At 65.7% G+C, this 15830-nt stretch carries 17 protein-coding genes and 1 pseudogene; 9 read left to right on the forward strand and 9 right to left on the reverse strand.

All coding sequences use genetic code 11. The annotated features are described in order from the left end of the window. Positions 1-67: 67 nt before the first annotated feature. Positions 68-832: pseudogene (locus tag IB229_RS04805) on the forward strand (CBS domain-containing protein); the annotation flags it as partial. On the opposite strand, the gene IB229_RS04810 reads toward IB229_RS04805, so the two are convergent. The 5 genes from IB229_RS04810 to IB229_RS04830 are packed head-to-tail and all read right to left on the reverse strand — an operon-like array spanning position 786 to position 4113. Further along, entirely contained in the window at positions 786-1541 is a 756-nt protein-coding gene (locus tag IB229_RS04810) for an SGNH/GDSL hydrolase family protein (protein WP_192325492.1), read from the reverse strand. The pseudogene IB229_RS04805 and the gene IB229_RS04810 overlap by 47 nt on opposite strands. Continuing rightward, a complete protein-coding gene (purT, locus tag IB229_RS04815) occupies positions 1541-2722 on the reverse strand; it encodes a formate-dependent phosphoribosylglycinamide formyltransferase (protein ID WP_192325494.1) in 1182 nt (393 codons plus the stop codon). Before purT ends, IB229_RS04810 begins: the two co-directional genes overlap by 1 nt. Before the next feature lie 44 nt (positions 2723-2766). Then, complete coding sequence (locus tag IB229_RS04820; protein ID WP_192325496.1) at positions 2767-2970, reverse strand: DUF1289 domain-containing protein; 204 nt, start codon at positions 2968-2970, stop codon at positions 2767-2769. After that, entirely contained in the window at positions 2970-3494 is a 525-nt protein-coding gene (locus tag IB229_RS04825) for a gamma carbonic anhydrase family protein (RefSeq protein WP_192325498.1), read from the reverse strand. Before IB229_RS04825 ends, IB229_RS04820 begins: the two co-directional genes overlap by 1 nt. Positions 3495-3504: 10 nt before the next feature. Beyond that, a complete protein-coding gene (locus tag IB229_RS04830; protein WP_192325500.1) occupies positions 3505-4113 on the reverse strand; it encodes a CoA pyrophosphatase in 609 nt (202 codons plus the stop codon). A gap of 134 nt (positions 4114-4247) precedes the next feature. Between IB229_RS04830 and IB229_RS04835 the strand changes: the two genes are divergently transcribed. Together IB229_RS04835 and IB229_RS04840 are read left to right on the forward strand one after the other, a co-directional pair. Further along, complete coding sequence (locus tag IB229_RS04835; protein WP_192325502.1) at positions 4248-4793, forward strand: NUDIX hydrolase; 546 nt, start codon at positions 4248-4250, stop codon at positions 4791-4793. Between the two features lie 30 nt (positions 4794-4823). Beyond that, entirely contained in the window at positions 4824-5075 is a 252-nt protein-coding gene (locus IB229_RS04840) for a DUF2789 family protein (RefSeq protein WP_192325503.1), read from the forward strand. On the opposite strand, the gene IB229_RS04845 is transcribed toward IB229_RS04840, so the two are convergent. Then, entirely contained in the window at positions 5043-5975 is a 933-nt protein-coding gene (locus IB229_RS04845) for a DUF6929 family protein (protein ID WP_192325505.1), read from the reverse strand. The two genes, IB229_RS04840 and IB229_RS04845, sit on opposite strands and share 33 nt — an antisense overlap. 206 nt (positions 5976-6181) lie before the next feature. Between IB229_RS04845 and IB229_RS04850 the strand changes: the two genes are divergently transcribed. The 5 genes from IB229_RS04850 (at position 6182) to IB229_RS04870 (ending at position 9260) form a co-directional block, all read left to right on the forward strand. Then, positions 6182-6691 (forward strand): L,D-transpeptidase family protein, encoded by a 510-nt coding sequence (locus IB229_RS04850; protein ID WP_192325507.1) that lies wholly within the window; start codon positions 6182-6184, stop codon positions 6689-6691. A gap of 131 nt (positions 6692-6822) precedes the next feature. Further along, a complete protein-coding gene (locus tag IB229_RS04855) occupies positions 6823-7272 on the forward strand; it encodes a MarR family winged helix-turn-helix transcriptional regulator (RefSeq protein WP_192325509.1) in 450 nt (149 codons plus the stop codon). Between the two features lie 211 nt (positions 7273-7483). Then, the gene (locus tag IB229_RS04860) at positions 7484-7909 is read left to right on the forward strand and encodes an organic hydroperoxide resistance protein (protein ID WP_192325511.1); all 426 of its coding nucleotides are present in this window, start codon (positions 7484-7486) and stop codon (positions 7907-7909) included. 26 nt (positions 7910-7935) lie between these two features. Continuing rightward, positions 7936-8202, forward strand: coding sequence for a DUF2790 domain-containing protein (locus tag IB229_RS04865; protein ID WP_192325513.1), 267 nt, complete (start codon positions 7936-7938; stop codon positions 8200-8202). A 41-nt stretch (positions 8203-8243) separates the two neighbouring features. Further along, positions 8244-9260, forward strand: coding sequence for an alpha/beta hydrolase (locus tag IB229_RS04870; RefSeq protein ID WP_192325515.1), 1017 nt, complete (start codon positions 8244-8246; stop codon positions 9258-9260). Positions 9261-9325: 65 nt separating this feature from the next. Here IB229_RS04870 and IB229_RS04875 read toward each other — a convergent pair whose 3' ends face one another. The 3 genes from IB229_RS04875 to purL all read right to left on the reverse strand — a co-directional run bounded on the left by IB229_RS04875 (position 9326) and on the right by purL (position 14092). After that, positions 9326-9643, reverse strand: coding sequence for a YqfO family protein (locus tag IB229_RS04875; RefSeq protein WP_192325517.1), 318 nt, complete (start codon positions 9641-9643; stop codon positions 9326-9328). Between the two features lie 228 nt (positions 9644-9871). Next, positions 9872-10141, reverse strand: a complete 270-nt coding sequence (locus IB229_RS04880) for a CDGSH iron-sulfur domain-containing protein (protein ID WP_192325519.1) — start codon at positions 10139-10141, stop codon at positions 9872-9874. Positions 10142-10195: 54 nt separating this feature from the next. Beyond that, positions 10196-14092 carry a phosphoribosylformylglycinamidine synthase gene (gene purL, locus IB229_RS04885; RefSeq protein ID WP_192325521.1) on the reverse strand — a complete coding sequence of 1299 codons (3897 nt, stop codon included), beginning with the start codon at positions 14090-14092 and terminating at the stop codon, positions 10196-10198. A 158-nt stretch (positions 14093-14250) separates the two neighbouring features. Between purL and mltF the strand changes: the two genes are divergently transcribed. Further along, positions 14251-15720: a membrane-bound lytic murein transglycosylase MltF gene (gene mltF / locus IB229_RS04890; protein WP_192325523.1), complete on the forward strand. Its 1470-nt coding sequence runs from the start codon at positions 14251-14253 to the stop codon at positions 15718-15720. The last annotated feature ends 110 nt before the right edge of the window (positions 15721-15830 follow it).

Here is a 15830-nt window from a genome sequence, read left to right on the forward strand (position 1 = left end):
CTGGCTACTGCGCGATCGCCCGCTGTTCCGGCGCATCGGCACACGCAGCAAGCCCTCCACCCAGCCCGAACGCCGCCAGGTGTCGCGCACCCTGTCCCCGCAGGAAGCGCGGCAGCAGCGCCAGCACACCCTGCTGGAGCTGCTGGAACTGGAAAAGGTCACGGTCGACGACATCATGATCCCGCGCAGCGAGGTCGTCGGCATCAACCTCGACGACGACCTGGCGCAGATCGCCGAACAGCTGCGCACCTCCACGCACACCCGCTTGCCGGTGTTCCATGACGACGACATCAACCAGGTTGCCGGTGTCGTGCACATGCGCCGCCTGGCCAGCCTGCTGACCCAGGGCGGACTGACCCGCGACAGCCTGCTCGAGTGCTGCCAGCCCCCCTACTTCGTGCCCGAGGGCACGCCGCTGGCGACGCAGCTGATCAACTTCCAGAAGGAAAAACGCCGCCTCGGCCTGGTGGTCGACGAGTACGGCGACGTGCTCGGCATCATCACCCTGGAAGACCTGCTCGACGAGATCATCGGCGACTTCAGCCACGAAGACGGCGCCCGCAACCCGGAGATCCATCCACAGGCCGACGGCACGCAGATCATCGAAGGCACGGCGAACATCCGCGAGATCAACAAGAGCCTCGGCTGGCGCCTGCCGAGCGACGGGCCGAAGACCCTCAACGGCCTGATCACCGAAGCCCTGGAAACCATACCCGATGCGCCGGTGTGCCTGAAAATCGGCCCCTACCGCCTGGAAATCCTCGAATCCAGCGAAAGCCGGGTGATCAGCGTGCGCCTGTGGCAGGCGCCGTTTCGCCGCACGACCCGCTGAGACGCTCCGCCAACACCTGCGCCCATAGCTGATAGCCCAGCTCCGATGGGTGATAGCCGTCCTGCGCGAGATGGTCGACCGCCAGACGCACCTGCAGCGGATGATGACTGGCCGCCAGTTCGCCACTGAGCTGCAGCAGATGGGCATCGAGCAGCGCCGCGCGCGCGCCCAACAGGCGCCGGAGCAACCAGGGCAACACCGTGAAGTGCTGCATCGGCGGCACGCCGCTGAACGCCACACGGCAACCCCGCGCAACCAATGCCTGGTTGAGTTCACGTAGTGCGCGATCCCAGGTGACCAGGGAACTCAGCGCAGTGCTGTCGTTGACGCCGAAGACCAGCAAGGCCAGATCCGCCGGCTCGCCAAGTGCTGCCGGCAACAGACGCTGACAGGCCTGAGCGGCGGTGATGCCATTCTCGCCACAGGCACGCCAGTCCACCGGACGGCGCAGGCGCTGCGCCAGCGCAGTACCGAGCTGACCAGCCAGAGCCTCGCCCTGCCCCGCCACACCGACACCCGCCACGGTCGACTCGCCGATCAGTAGCAGGCGCAGCGGCTCACCGGCAAACTCGCTTCCTGCCAGCCCCTGCTGGACGCCCGCAGCCGGCGGCAACCGCAACGCCGTGCGTCGCACCCACAACGCCTGCGGCAAGGCGACCGGCAGCGCCAGCAGCAAGCCGGACCACCACAGCAGGGCACGCAGGCGCATTACAGCTCGACGTGAACCGCCGCCGCCGAGCGTGCCGCCTTGGCCCGGGCCGCGGCTTCCGATTCGTCACGTGCCAGGGCCACGCCCATGCGCCGCTGGCCCTGCACCTCGGGCTTGCCGAACAAGCGCAGCGCGGTATCCGGTTCAGCCAGCGCCGCCTGCAGGTTGCCGAAGCTGACCTGCTGCGACTCGCCTTCGACCAGAATCACCGCCGACGCCGATGGCCCGACCTGGCGAATCAGCGGGATCGGCAAGCCGAGGATGGCACGCGCGTGCAGGGCGAATTCCGACAGGTCCTGGGAGATCAGGGTGACCAGGCCAGTGTCGTGCGGGCGTGGCGACACTTCACTGAACCAGACTTCGTCGCCCTTGACGAACAGCTCGACGCCGAACAGGCCGCGCCCGCCCAGCGCCTCGGTCACCGCCAGGGCGACCTGCTCGGCGGCGGCCAGGGCCTTGGCGCTCATCGCCTGGGGTTGCCAGGATTCGTGGTAGTCACCCTTGACCTGGCGATGGCCAATCGGTGCGCAGAAGGTCGTACCGCCAGCATGTCGCACGGTGAGCAGGGTGATCTCGTAGTCGAAATCGATGAAGCCCTCGACGATCACCCGGCCCTTGCCGGCGCGCCCGCCTTCCTGGGCGTAGTCCCAGGCACCCTGCAGATCCGCGGCTCCCTTGACCACGCTCTGGCCCTTGCCGGAGGAGCTCATGATCGGCTTGACCACGCACGGGCAGCCGACGGTTTCCACCGCCTTGCTGTAGGCCTCGAAGGTGTCGGCGAACAGGTACGGCGAGGTCGGCAGGCCCAACTCTTCCGCAGCCAGGCGGCGGATGCCCTCACGGTTCATGGTCAGCTGCGCGGCGCGCGCGGTGGGGATCACGGTGAAACCTTCCTGCTCCAGTTCGAACAGGGTGTCGGTGGCGATCGCCTCGATTTCCGGCACGATGTAGTGCGGCTGCTCCTGCTCGATCACCGCACGCAGGGCGGCGCCGTCGAGCATGCTGATCACATGGCTGCGGTGCGCCACCTGCATGGCCGGCGCATTGGCGTAGCGGTCCACGGCAATCACTTCGCAGCCCAGGCGCTGCAGCTCGATGGCCACTTCCTTGCCCAGCTCGCCGGAGCCACAGAGCAGGACACGGGTGGCGGTCGGCGACAGTGGAGTACCGATACGGGGCATGAATGAATCCTCGAAAATAGGGAAATACGGAAAAGGGGGACGGCTCAGGACGTCGGCTGCACCAGGAACAGGCCGGCGGCCCGGGTGCGTTCGGCGCAGAGCAGCAGCACGCTGCGGCGCTCGTCGTTGCTCATGCGCCCCCAGCGGGTGATCTCGTCGGCCGTGCGCTGGCAACCGATGCAGATGTCCGCATCGTCCAGCGCGCAAACGCTGACGCAGGGCGATCGCACCGGGCGCTCGACCTCCATCAGCCTTCGTCCTCGGCCAAGTCGCGGGCGTAGCGCTGGGCGTTGTGCACGTAATGGGCGGCGCTGCCCTCAAGCATCTTCTTCTGCTGCTCGGTGAGTTCGCGCACCACCTTGCCGGGCGAGCCCATGACCAGGCTGCCATCGGGAATTTCCTTGCCTTCGGCGATCAGCGAGTTGGCCCCGATGATGCAGTTCTTGCCGATCTTGGCACCGTTGAGGATCACCGCATTGATGCCGATCAGGCTGTAATCGCCCACGCTGCAGCCGTGCATCATGACGTTATGGCCGACAGTGACGCCTTTGCCGAGCGTGAGCGGAAAGCCCATGTCGGTGTGCATCACGGTGCCGTCCTGGACGTTGCTGTTCTCGCCGATGTGGATCAGTTCGTTGTCGCCACGCAGCACGGCGCCGAACCAGACGTTGGCGCCTTTCTCCAGGCGCACCTTGCCGATCACGGCAGCGGTGGGCGCGATCCAGCTTTCGGGATGGGCATCGACGCGGGCGTCGCCAAGGCGGTACTTCATGGACGGTTCCTCACAGGCGGATGATCTGGACCGACGGCTTCGGAGGCCGTTCCAGGTCGATCCCGGCATCGAATGCCAGGTTGACCAGCTCGACGATCATCACCGCCGTCAGGCCCCAGATCTTGTAGTTCTCATAGTGATAGCAAGGCACGTACCAGCTGCGCCCTTCGTAGTCGATGCGGTGCGTAACCTCGCGCGGGTCTTCGCAGAAGAAGCGCAGCGGCACGGAAAATACCGCGGCGATCTCGTCGTCGTTGGCGCGGTACTCGACGTAATCCGGCACCACGCCAACATATGGCGTGACGCGAATGCCGAAACGCGAGACCAGCGGGCTGAGCGGGCCGACGACTTCGACCAGGCCTGGCGGCAGGCCGACTTCTTCCTCGGCCTCGCGCAGCGCGGTGTGGATCAGGTCGCGGTCCTCGGGGTCACGCCGACCGCCGGGAAACGCCACTTCACCGCCGTGGGTGGAGAGACCGCTGGCGCGCAGGGTCAGGACCAGCTCGGGATCGTCGCCACGGGTGATCGGCACCAGCACGGCCGCTTCCGGGTGGCGCTGGTCGACTTCCAGAATGCGTGGCGTATGGCTGCGCACGCGCTGCAGCAGCTCGTCGAGCATGGGCTGATCTCGGTCTCTTCTTGTCCCCGGCATGATGGCATGAAAGCCGACGCACGCCCAAGCCCCGAACCGACCGGGCGGCTTGCCGGCAGCGCAGGCTGACGCCAAGATGAGCGCACAAAAGAGGAGTCGGCATGAAATTCTGCAGCCTGTGCGGCAGCACCGTGGAACAGCGCATTCCAGAAGGCGACAACCGCCTGCGTTTCGTCTGCGTGCACTGCACCACCGTGCACTATCAGAACCCCCGCGTGGTCGCCGGCTGCGTGCCGGTATGGGGCGAGCAGGTGCTGCTCTGCCGCCGCGCCATCGAGCCGCGGCGCGGCTACTGGACGTTACCGGCGGGCTTCATGGAGAACGGCGAAACCCTGGCCCAGGCCGCCGCCCGCGAGACCGACGAGGAGGCCTGCGCCCGCGTCAGCGATCTGCACCTCTATACCCTCTTCGACCTGCCGCACATCAGCCAGGTGTACGTATTCTTCCGGGCCCGGCTGGTTGACCTGGACTTCTGCGCCGGCGAGGAAAGCCTCGAGGTGCGCCTGTTCCACGAACAGGAAATTCCCTGGAACGAGCTGGCCTTCCCCACGGTCGGACGTACTCTGGAATGCTATTTCGCCGACCGTCGCGAGCAGCAGTTTCCGGTGCGCAACGAGGGCCTCGCGGCACTGCGCCCTCGCGCATAACCGCCACTCTATCTGGGCAGGAGCACCGTCATGGACACCAGCAACCACCACAGCCTGCGCACCCTGTTCGAGCAACTCGGCCTGCCGTCGGAGAACGACGACATCGCCGCGTTCATTCGCGACCATCAACTGGCCAATGGCGAGAAGATCGCCAAGGCGCCGTTCTGGACCGAGGCCCAGGCCAACTTCCTCGCCGAATCGCTCAAGCGCGATGCCGACTGGGCGATCAAGGTCGACGAACTGGCCGTGTCACTGACCAGGAACGACCTCGCGCCACGATGACAGTCGCAGGCGCAGCAGGCTGGCCGCCGTCGCCGGATCGTCGGCATCGGTGACCAGCAACAGGTCGCCTGCCTCGTCCAGCGCGATACCCTCGACCTTCCAGCGACCGTCCAGCTCGGCCAGACGCCGCACCCTGCCATCCGCCTCGACCAGGCCGATCAACGTGCCCAGGCAGGCGCCATCCTGATAGCTGTCCGCGGTGTTCTCCGCCACGGCACTGAACAGCCAGCGCCCCTCCGCCAGTGCCGCGCCATCGGTGAAACCCAGCGTGACGCCACCCAGCTCGCCCAACTGCACCACCTCGACCGACTCGGCAGTCGGCGCCTGGCCAGCCGGATCAGCCAGCCAGGTGCGCAGTGCCGACCAGGCGAAGCGCACCACGGCATTCGCCGAATCGCCCTGGTTGCCGCGCTGCAGCAGGACGAACTGCTCGCCAAGCAGGAACGCGCCCTCGATATTCAAATCGGCGAAGCGCTCGCGCAGCGGCTGGTAGAGCGCCGCGAGATCGATCAGACGCGGCTCGCCCTGCAGCGCACCGCGGGCGTCCAGCGCCAGCAGCACACTGGTCTGGCGCTTGCCCGTCGAACCCGAGCCCAGCGCCAGCAACGCGCCATGTGCAAAGCCCTCGTCGGGCGGTAACAGGGCCAGCGCCTCCAGATCGGGCTTGGCGGCCTTGCGCTCGGCCTTGGTCGGCGGCAGCTCGCCAGTGAACAGACGCGAAAGACGCCCCGGCTGCGACCCGGCGGCAGCGAACACGCCAAGGTGCAGCTCGTCGTCCGCCACGACATACAGCTGCCCGCCCACACGCACCAGCGCGCTGGCCGCACTCAGGTGCGCATGCCCCTGCGGGTGGCTGCCAGGCTGCACAAGCAAATCACGCAGGTGTTCGAGATCGCCCATGGGCGGGTTCCTCCAAGAAGCAGGGTCCTATCAGAACACGCCACGCCAGGGCCGCTCGACAAGTTTCAGGCGCCTGCGCAGCCGCCGACAAAACTTCTCGACCGGCAATCTCCCGAGGATTGATCATCCCCGCCGGCATAGGCAGACTCTCGCCCCAACACCGACCTGCTCCGGCAGGCCCTCAGCAATACCTTCGGAACATCGCAATGCGCTGGCTGCTCGCCGTACTCTGCCTCTCCCTCGTCAGTCTCAGTCACGCCTCCAGCGCCCCGGCCCCGGCAGTGCAGGGCAAAAACGTGGACAAGGTGCTGGTGCTCAAATCCGAACGCAAGCTGCACCTCATGGGCCGCGGCGAAGTGCTCAAGTCCTATCGCGTGTCCCTGGGCAAGCAGCCCAACGGCGCCAAGCTGCGCGAGGGCGACAGCCGTACGCCGGAAGGCTTCTACTGGCTCGACTGGCGCAAGACCAGCGACAAGTACAACCTGTCCATGCACGTTTCCTACCCCAACGCCCGCGACCTGGCCAATGCGCGCAAACAGGGCGTATCCCCCGGCGGCATGATCATGATCCACGGCACGCCACTGGATGACGAATACCCGGAGTGGTACTTCCACACCCTCGACTGGACCGAAGGCTGCATCGCCATGAAGAACGCCGACATGCGCGAAATCTGGAGCCTGGTCAAAGACGGCACGCTGATCGAAATCCGCCCCTGAGTGAATCCCACTGCTCCGAATCCGCGGCGCTCCTGTAGCGCCGCGCTGCATTCCACCGCCCGGCAAATTTGCGCACGCTAATCTTGCGCGTTAAGTTGTTTCCACTCTCCGCACTCAACCGGACCGCCGCCATGAGCGACTTCGATTCCTGCGACGCGCTGTTGCTGGACAACCAGCTGTGCTTTGCCCTGTATTCCACCTCGCTGCAGATGACCAAGACCTACAAGCCGCTGCTGCAAAGCATCGGCCTGACCTACCCGCAGTACCTGGCGATGCTGGTGCTGTGGGAACGCGATGGCATCACCGTGGGCGAGATCAGCACCCGCCTGCTCACCGATCCAGGCTCGCTGACCCCGCTGCTCAAGCGCCTGGAGGCCGATGGCCTGCTCAATCGCACCCGTAGCTCGGTCGACGAGCGCGTAGTCGAACTGCGCCTGACCGACAAGGGCCGCGCACTGCAGGAGCAGGCGCGGCGCTTCCCGTCCTGCATCCTCCAAACCAGCGAGCACACCCCCGAACAACTGGCAGCACTGAAGGAAGAGCTGGTCGCCCTGCGCGCCAAGTTGCATCAGGCCAGCTGATAGCCCCTTTTTCGCTGGGCGACGCCCGTCGCCCAGCGCTGCACCGCCCCTGAAAGCTTCGCTCTAGACGCTTATTCTCTAAGCGAATAGACATCCAAATAAATACGTCTAAAAATTTATCTTGCGCACAAAGTAAATCATCACTACATTTCGCTTCACGCACTATTTAGCGCGCAAAATTTTAGCTAGCGAACAACTTGAGGATTCCACCATGCAAACCATCACCGCGCTCTACACCGCTACTGCAACTGCCACCGGCGGCCGTGACGGCCGTGCCGTTTCCTCCGACGGCTTGCTCGACGTGAAACTCACCACCCCGCGCGAACTCGGCGGCCAAGGCGGCGAAGCCACCAACCCCGAGCAACTGTTCGCCGCTGGCTATTCGGCCTGCTTCATCGGCGCGCTGAAATTCGTCGCCAGCCAGCAGAAGCAAAAATTCCCGGCTGACGCGTCGATCACCGGCAAGGTCGGCATTGGCCAGATCCCCGGCGGCTTCGGTCTGGAAGTGGAACTCGCCATCAGCCTGCCAGGCATCGACCGCGCCATCGCCGAAGCGCTGATCGCCGCGGCACACCAGGTCTGCCCTTACTCCAACGCCACCCGCGGCAACATCGCCGTCAATCTCGTGCTGGTCTGAACCGGCACTGCTGAAGGAGAACCGTCATGAACATTCGTCAACTCGTGGCCAGCGGCATTGCGATGCTGGCCCTCGCCTGCTCTCTCAGCGCCTTCGCCCAGGATGGCGGCGTTCCGACCCAACCCTACAGCTACGGTCTGCCACTGGATGTGGCCCAGGTGATCTCCCTGCAGGAGCAAGCCAGCGGCCACTGCCAGCCCGTGCAAGCCAAGATGATCTACCTCAACTCGGACGGCCAACTCGAAGCCATCACCTACCTCAAGCAGGCGGATGACTGCCACAGCCAGGGCTGAACCCTGGCTGCGACAGCCCAGTGTATAAAGGAGAACCGCACATGAAGATCACCCAACGACTCGCTGCCGGCCTGCTCGCCCTGGCCGTCAGCAACGCATTCGCCGCCGGCAGCCCCGGCGTCGAACACAACACCCAGGGCTTCCTCGACGCCCTTGCCGCCGGTGGCGGCCAGCCGCTGGAAACCCTCAGCCCGAAGGATGCGCGTAACGTGCTGGTCGGTGCCCAGGCCGGGGTGAAACTGCAGCTGCCGGCAGCCGATATCAGCCGCAAGACCATCCAGGTCGACGGCCAGGCCATCGACCTGACCATCGTTCGCCCAGCGGGGGCGAAGGGTGTGCTGCCGGTCTTCATGTTCTTCCACGGCGGTGGCTGGGTGCTCGGCGACTTCCCCACCCATGAACGCCTGATCCGCGATCTGGTGGCGACCTCCGGCGCCGCGGCGGTGTACGTGAACTACACGCCGTCGCCGGAAGCCAAGTACCCCACCGCGATCAACCAGGCCTACGCCGCCACTCGCTGGGTTGCCGAGCATGGCCAGGAAATCGACGTCGACGGCAAACGCCTGGCGGTGGCCGGCAATAGCGTCGGCGGCAACATGGCCGCGGTCGTCAGCCTGATGGCCAAGGACAAGGGCGCACCGCAGATCCGCTTCCAGGCGCTGCTGTGGCCGGTGACCGATGCCAGCTTCGAGACCGCCTCGTACATGCAGTTCGCCGACGGCCACTTCCTGACCCGCAGCATGATGCAGTGGTTCTGGGACAGCTACACGACCGACCCGCGCCAGCGCGCCGAGATCTATGCCTCGCCGCTACGCGCTTCGCTCGATCAGCTCAAGGGCTTGCCGCCGGCACTGGTGCAGACCGCCGAGATGGACGTACTGCGTGATGAAGGCGAAGCCTATGCACGCAAGCTGGACGCCGCCGGGGTGCCGGTCACCGCGGTGCGCTACAACGGCATGATCCACGACTTCGGTCTGCTCAACGTGATCAGCCAGATCCCCGGTACCCGCTCGGCCATGCTCCAGGCCGGCGAGGAGCTGAAGAAACACCTGAAGTAAAACGCAGAAACCAACAGGCCCCGACCGCCCATGGCGCGTCGGGGCCTGTTGCATGTGCAGCGTAATCAGAACTGCAGGTCGGACAGGCGCCACACCTCGAAGGCCGGCGTCTCGTAGGGGTGGGCGCGCTTCATAGCCTTCACCGTGTCGTGCAACAACTCGTCGGCGATCACCAGCTCGACTTTCCACTCGGCGATTTCATGCACCCTGCCATGCACCCCGAGAAACGGCTCACTGCCCTCCAGTGGACGATACTGTCCCTGCCCCAGGGTTTGCCAGCAGCAACTGTCATAACGCCCAATGCGCCCACCGCCAGCAGCAAACACGGCGTTTTTCACCGCATCCAGATGGCTTTCGGGCACGTAGAAACACAGTTTGTACATCGAATTCTTTCCCCTATGCAGCGACGAATGCGGGAGCCATCCCCTGATCGGCAACGCGAGGAATCACACTCCCCGCGCAACATGACCACGCCTGGCTCACCCTGACCCAGCAATACTGGCATTTTGCCTTATCAGCGCCATCAGGCACAGCTCACACGTCGGTATTGGAGTCGATCCAGGGCAAATCGTCCTGCCACGGCATAGAGCAGTTGCGCATAAGCACGCGCATTACTCACCACTGAAGAAGCGCCTGATCCGTGCCTGCAAGCCGCTTACCGGGCGATTGTGGCTGCCATCGCAATACGGCATGCGTGTGGACAGGCCGCAACGGCACAGCAGCAGATGCTGTTCGCGCGCAGGCGTCAGGCGCAGGCCGCTGGGGCAATCGGCGGGGCAATCGGGAAGCGTGGACGAACGCCCACAGCGGCACAGCAGCAAGGTATCGCCAGGCTTGACCTGGCGTACCTCGGGGAGAATCGGCGGGGCCTCATCGGCCATCGGCAGGCCCCACCAACGCCGCGTCCCGGGAGCGGGAAACGGCGCGGCAGCGGATCAGTCGACCCACACGCGGGCGTTGCGGAACATGCGCAGCCAGCCGCCGTCTTCCTGCCACTCGTCCGGGCGCCAGGAGTTCTGCACGGCGCGGAACACCCGCTCCGGGTGCGGCATCATGATGGTCACGCGGCCATCGCGGCTGCACAGACCGGTAATCCCGCGCGGCGAGCCGTTGGGGTTGGCCGGGTAGGTTTCGGTGACCTTGCCGTTGTTGTCGACGAAACGCAGGGCCACGGTGCCGGACAGATCGGCCTCCAGCAGCGCCTCCTCGCTTTCGAACTCGGCATGGCCCTCACCATGGGCGATGGCGATCGGCATGCGCGTGCCGGCCATGCCACGCAGGAAGATCGACGCCGACTCCTGCACCTGGACCATCGCCACGCGCGCCTCGAACTGCTCCGAGCGGTTGCGCACGAAGTGCGGCCAGAACTCGGTGCCGGGGATCAGCTCGTGCAGGTTGCTCATCATCTGGCAGCCGTTGCACACGCCGAGGGCGAAACTGTCCTTGCGCTCGAAGAACGCCTGGAAGGCATCGCGGGCGCGGCTGTTGAACAGCGCCGACTTGGCCCAGCCTTCACCGGCGCCGAGCACGTCACCGTAGGAGAAGCCGCCGCAGGCGACAAGACCCTTGAACTCTTCCAGGCTGACACGGCCGGCAAGGATGTCGCTCATGTGCACGTCGACCGCCGCGAAGCCGGCACGGTCGAAGGCCGCGGCCATTTCCACCTGGCCGTTGACACCCTGCTCGCGCAGGACCGCCACTTGCGGGCGCACGCCCTTCTTGATGTAGGGCGCGGCGATGTCCTGGTTGACGTCGAACGACAGCTTGATCGACAGGCCCGGGTTTTCCTCGTCGAGGATGGTGTCGAATTCCTGCTCGGCGCACTGCACGTTGTCGCGCATGCGCTGGATCTGATAGCTGGTCTCGGCCCACTGGCGCTGCAGCAGGCGGCGCTGACCGCCGAACACCACTTCACCGTTGAAGCTGATGGCCACGTCGCTGCCGTTGACCGGCTGGCCAATCACCGCCACGCAGTCGTCGAGGCCGGCGGCACTGAACTGCGCCAGCACATCCGGGGTGGCGTCCTGGCGAACCTGGATCACCGCGCCGAGCTCTTCGTTGAACAGCACGGCGGCGAGGTCGTCGCGGCTGTCGGCCAGCGCATCGAGGAACAGGTTGAGGCCGCAATGGCCGGCGAAGGCCATTTCCAGCACGCTGGTCAGCAGGCCACCGTCGGAACGGTCGTGATAGGCCAGCAGATGACCGTCGGCGTTGAGGCCCTGGATCACGGCGAAGAAGGCCTTGAGGTCTTCGGCGTCGTCGACGTCCGGCGCGCTCTGGCCGAGCTTGCCGTAAACCTGGGCGAGGATCGAGGCGCCCATGCGGTTCTGCCCGCGACCGAGGTCGACCAGGATCAGGTCGGTCTCGCCCTTGTCCAGGCGCAGCTGCGGGGTCAGGGTCTGGCGGATGTCGGTAACCGGAGCGAAGCCGGTGACGATCAGCGACAGCGGCGAGGTCACGCTCTTCTCTGCGCCCTCCTCGCTCCACTTGGTCTTCATCGACATCGAGTCCTTGCCCACCGGAATGGTGATGCCGAGCGCCGGGCATAGCTCCATGCCGACCGCTTTCACGGTGTCGTACAGGCGTGCGTCCTCGCCCGGGTGGCCGGCGGCGGCCATCCAGTTGGCAGACAGTTTGATGTCGGAAATCTTCTCGATGCGCGAGGCGGCGATGTTGGTCAGCGTCTCGCCAATTGCCATGCGCCCGGAGGCGGCGGCATCGAGCAGGGCCAGTGGCGTGCGCTCGCCCATGGCCATGGCTTCACCGGTGTAGACGTCGAAGCTGGTGGCGGTAACGGCCACATCGGCCACCGGCACCTGCCACGGGCCGACCATCTGGTCGCGGGCAACCAGGCCGGTGATGGTGCGGTCGCCGATGGTGATCAGGAAGCTCTTGCTGGCCACGGCCGGGTGGCGCAGCACGCGGGTAACGGCTTCGTCGATGTCGACACTGGCAGCGGCGAAGTCGTCGCCCAGCTCGGCCTCGCGGGTGACCGAACGGTGCATGCGCGGCGGCTTGCCGAGCAGCACCTCCAGCGGCATGTCCACAGGGGTGTTGGCGAAATGGCTGTCGGTGACGGTCAGTTGCGGCTCTTCGGTGGCTTCACCCACCACCGCGAACGGGCAGCGCTCGCGCTCGCAGATGGCCTGGAAGCGCTCGAAATCCTTGGCGCTGACAGCCAGCACATAACGCTCCTGGGACTCGTTGCTCCAGATTTCGTGCGGGGCCATGCCCGGCTCGTCGTTGGGCACCTTGCGCAGCTCGAAGCGGCCACCGCGGCCGCCGTCGTTGACCAGCTCGGGGAAGGCGTTGGAGATGCCACCGGCGCCGACGTCATGGATGAAGGCGATGGGGTTGGCGTCGCCCAATTGCCAGCAGCGGTCGATGACCTCCTGGCAGCGGCGTTCCATTTCCGGGTTCTCGCGCTGCACCGAGGCAAAGTCCAGGTCGGCCGAGCTGGCACCAGTGGCCACCGAAGACGCGGCGCCGCCGCCCAGACCGATGAGCATGGCCGGGCCGCCAAGCACGATCAGCTTGGCGCCGACGGTGATCTCGCCCTTCTGCACGTGGTCTTCACGAATATTGCCCATGCCGCCGGCGAGCATGATCGGCTTGTGGTAGCCGCGCACTTCGTCGCCGTGGGGGGTGCTGATCGACTGCTCGAAGGTACGGAAGTAACCGGTCAGGGCCGGACGACCGAATTCGTTGTTGAACGCGGCGCCGCCCAGCGGGCCTTCGATCATGATGTCCAGCGGCGTGACGATGCGCTCGGGCTTGCCGTACGGCACTTCCCAGGGCTGTTCGAAACCGGGGATGTTCAGGTTGGACACGGTGAAACCGGTCAGGCCCGCCTTCGGCTTGGCGCCGCGACCGGTAGCGCCCTCGTCGCGAATCTCGCCACCGGAACCAGTCGAGGCACCGGAGAACGGCGAAATAGCGGTCGGGTGGTTGTGGGTTTCCACCTTCATCAGGATGTGCACCGGTTCCTGCACCGCGCCGTACTGGCGGGTTTCAGGGTTCGGGAAGAAACGCCCGGCGCTGTGGCCGACGATGACCGAGGCGTTGTCCTTGTAGGCGGACAGCACGTTCTCGCTGTGCATCTGGTAGGTATTCTTGATCATGCCGAACAGGGACTTTTCCTGGCTTTCGCCGTCGATGTCCCAGCTGGCGTTGAAGATCTTGTGGCGGCAATGCTCGGAGTTGGCCTGGGCGAACATCATCAGTTCGATGTCGTGCGGGTTACGCCCCAGGCCCTGGAAGGCGCTGACCAGATAATCGATCTCGTCTTCGGCCAGGGCCAGGCCCAGCTCGACGTTGGCCTTCTCCAGCGCGGCGCGACCGCCGCCGAGGATGTCCACCGCGCTGAGCGGCTTGGGCTCGGCGTGGCTGAACAGAGCGGCTGCCTGCTCCATGGCATCCAGCACCAGCTGGGTCATGCGGTCGTGCAGCAGCGCCGCGACGGTGCTGGCATCGTCGGCGCTCAGCTCACCGCTGACGTAGTAGGCGATGCCGCGCTCCAGGCGCTGGATCTTCGCCAGGCCACAGTTGCGGGCGATGTCGCTGGCCTTGCTCGACCACGGCGAAATGGTGCCGAAACGCGGGATGGTCAGGAACAGGCGGCCGCTGGGCTCCTGCACCGGCACGCTCGGGCCGTACTTCAGCAGGCGGCTCAGGACTTGCTCTTCGTCGGCGGTGAGCACACCGGTCACATCGGCAAAATGCGCGAACTCGGCGTACAGACCCGTCACGGCCGGGACCTTGCTGGTCAGTTGCTCGAGCAATTTACCGTGACGGAAGGCGGAAAGAGCGGGCGCGCCGCGCAGGATCAACATCGTGAACAGCCTCTGGGAAGGGGTGTGCTTTGAGGCCGTGCATTCTAGCCTAAAGCGCCGGCCGACGGCACCCGTAGGATGCAGGCGGCGCACGTCTAACAGAGCCTCCCTCGACTGTCGAGATATGGCGGGCCGCGGCCTTTGCGTATACTGCGCCGATGTTTCCGCACACTGCGTTCCGCATACGCACCGTCGCCTGGTTTCTGGCGGCCGGAATCTTTCTGCTGCTCGTAGGCTGTAGTGGCGAAGAACCCCAGCCCACTACGCTCGAGCGCGTGCAGAAGGAGGGTGTCCTACGCGTGGTCACCCGCAACAGCCCGGCCACCTACTTCCAGGACCGCAGCGGCGAAACCGGCTTCGAGTACGAACTGGTCAAGCGTTTTGCCGACAACCTCGGCGTCAAGTTGCAGATCGAAACCGCGGACAACCTCGACGACCTGTTCAAGCGCCTCAACCAGCCCAACGGCCCGGTCCTGGCCGCCGCCGGTCTGGTTGCCAGCGACGGCCGCAAGATCCAGGCGAAGTTCTCCCAGCCCTACCTCGACGTCACCCCGCAGGTCATCTACCGCAATGGCCAGCCACGCCCGAGCCGCCCGGAAGACCTGGTCGGCAAGCGCATTCTCGTGTTGCAGGGCAGCAGCCATGCCGAGCAGCTGGCGCAGCTCAAGGCCAGCCAGCCGCAACTGCAGTACGAGGAGTCCTCGGCGGTCGAGGTGGTCGACCTGCTGCGCATGGTCGACGAAGGGCAGATCGACCTGACCGTGGTCGACTCCAACGAACTGGCGATGAACCAGGTGTACTTCCCCAACGTGCGCGTGGCCTTCGACCTGGGCGACGCGCGCAGCCTCGGCTGGGCCATGGCCCCCGGCGCCGACGACAGCCTGCGCGCCGAGGTCGATCACTTCCTCGCCCTGGTCGAGGAGAACGGCAGCCTGCAACGCCTGAAGGACCGCTACTACGGCCACGTCGACGTACTCGGCTACGTCGGTGCCTACACCTTCGCCAAGCACCTGCAGCAGCGCCTGCCGCGCTACGAACAGTTCTTCAAGCAGTCCGCCGAGAAGCACAAGGTCGACTGGCGCCTGCTCGCGGCCATCGGCTACCAGGAATCCCTGTGGCAGCCGGACGCCACCTCCAAGACCGGCGTGCGCGGCCTGATGATGCTCACCCAGGGCACCGCCCAGGCCATGGGCGTGGCCAACCGCCTCGACGCCCGGCAGAGCATCCAGGGCGGCGGCAAGTACCTGGCGCTGATCCACAGCGGCCTCGCCGAAGAGCTGGAAGAGCCGGACCGCACCTGGTTCGCCCTCGCCGCCTACAACATCGGCATCGCTCACCTGGGCGACGCGCGCAAGCTGGCCCAGGCCGAAGGCCTGAACCCGAACAAGTGGCTGGATGTGCAGAAGATGCTGCCGCGCCTGGCGCAGAAACAGTGGTACAGCAAGACCCGCTACGGGTACGCCCGCGGCGGCGAGACCGTGCACTTCGTGCGCAACATCCGCCGCTACTACGACATCCTCAACTGGGTGACCCAGCCGCAGCTCGAAGGCAACCAGGTGGCCGAGAGCGGCATGCACGTGCCGGGCGTCGACAAACGCAAGCCGCCGGCGGAAGACGCGCCGCTCTAAGGTCCCAGGTGCAGAACGTGTTTACAGTTTGCGCTAGCGGAACCTAGCCCTAACCCCAGCCCTCTCCCGTGGGAGATGGGGTTGCCTGACGCTTGAACTCAGACACAGAG

The sequence above is a fragment of the Pseudomonas sp. PDM14 genome (assembly GCF_014851905.1).
Classification (GTDB): domain Bacteria; phylum Pseudomonadota; class Gammaproteobacteria; order Pseudomonadales; family Pseudomonadaceae; genus Aquipseudomonas.

Coding starts and splice junctions, on each gene's coding strand:
- IB229_RS04810 (WP_192325492.1), bottom strand. CDS start 1,541: ATGCGCCTGCGTGCCCTGCTGTGGTGGTCCGGCTTGCTGCTGGCGCTG.
- mltF (WP_192325523.1), top strand. CDS start 14,251: ATGTTTCCGCACACTGCGTTCCGCATACGCACCGTCGCCTGGTTTCTG.
- purL (WP_192325521.1), bottom strand. CDS start 14,092: ATGTTGATCCTGCGCGGCGCGCCCGCTCTTTCCGCCTTCCGTCACGGT.
- IB229_RS04870 (WP_192325515.1), top strand. CDS start 8,244: ATGAAGATCACCCAACGACTCGCTGCCGGCCTGCTCGCCCTGGCCGTC.
- IB229_RS04825 (WP_192325498.1), bottom strand. CDS start 3,494: ATGAAGTACCGCCTTGGCGACGCCCGCGTCGATGCCCATCCCGAAAGC.
- IB229_RS04850 (WP_192325507.1), top strand. CDS start 6,182: ATGCGCTGGCTGCTCGCCGTACTCTGCCTCTCCCTCGTCAGTCTCAGT.
- IB229_RS04840 (WP_192325503.1), top strand. CDS start 4,824: ATGGACACCAGCAACCACCACAGCCTGCGCACCCTGTTCGAGCAACTC.
- IB229_RS04860 (WP_192325511.1), top strand. CDS start 7,484: ATGCAAACCATCACCGCGCTCTACACCGCTACTGCAACTGCCACCGGC.
- IB229_RS04880 (WP_192325519.1), bottom strand. CDS start 10,141: ATGGCCGATGAGGCCCCGCCGATTCTCCCCGAGGTACGCCAGGTCAAG.
- IB229_RS04835 (WP_192325502.1), top strand. CDS start 4,248: ATGAAATTCTGCAGCCTGTGCGGCAGCACCGTGGAACAGCGCATTCCA.
- IB229_RS04875 (WP_192325517.1), bottom strand. CDS start 9,643: ATGTACAAACTGTGTTTCTACGTGCCCGAAAGCCATCTGGATGCGGTG.
- IB229_RS04845 (WP_192325505.1), bottom strand. CDS start 5,975: ATGGGCGATCTCGAACACCTGCGTGATTTGCTTGTGCAGCCTGGCAGC.
- IB229_RS04855 (WP_192325509.1), top strand. CDS start 6,823: ATGAGCGACTTCGATTCCTGCGACGCGCTGTTGCTGGACAACCAGCTG.
- purT (WP_192325494.1), bottom strand. CDS start 2,722: ATGCCCCGTATCGGTACTCCACTGTCGCCGACCGCCACCCGTGTCCTG.
- IB229_RS04865 (WP_192325513.1), top strand. CDS start 7,936: ATGAACATTCGTCAACTCGTGGCCAGCGGCATTGCGATGCTGGCCCTC.
- IB229_RS04820 (WP_192325496.1), bottom strand. CDS start 2,970: ATGGAGGTCGAGCGCCCGGTGCGATCGCCCTGCGTCAGCGTTTGCGCG.
- IB229_RS04830 (WP_192325500.1), bottom strand. CDS start 4,113: ATGCTCGACGAGCTGCTGCAGCGCGTGCGCAGCCATACGCCACGCATT.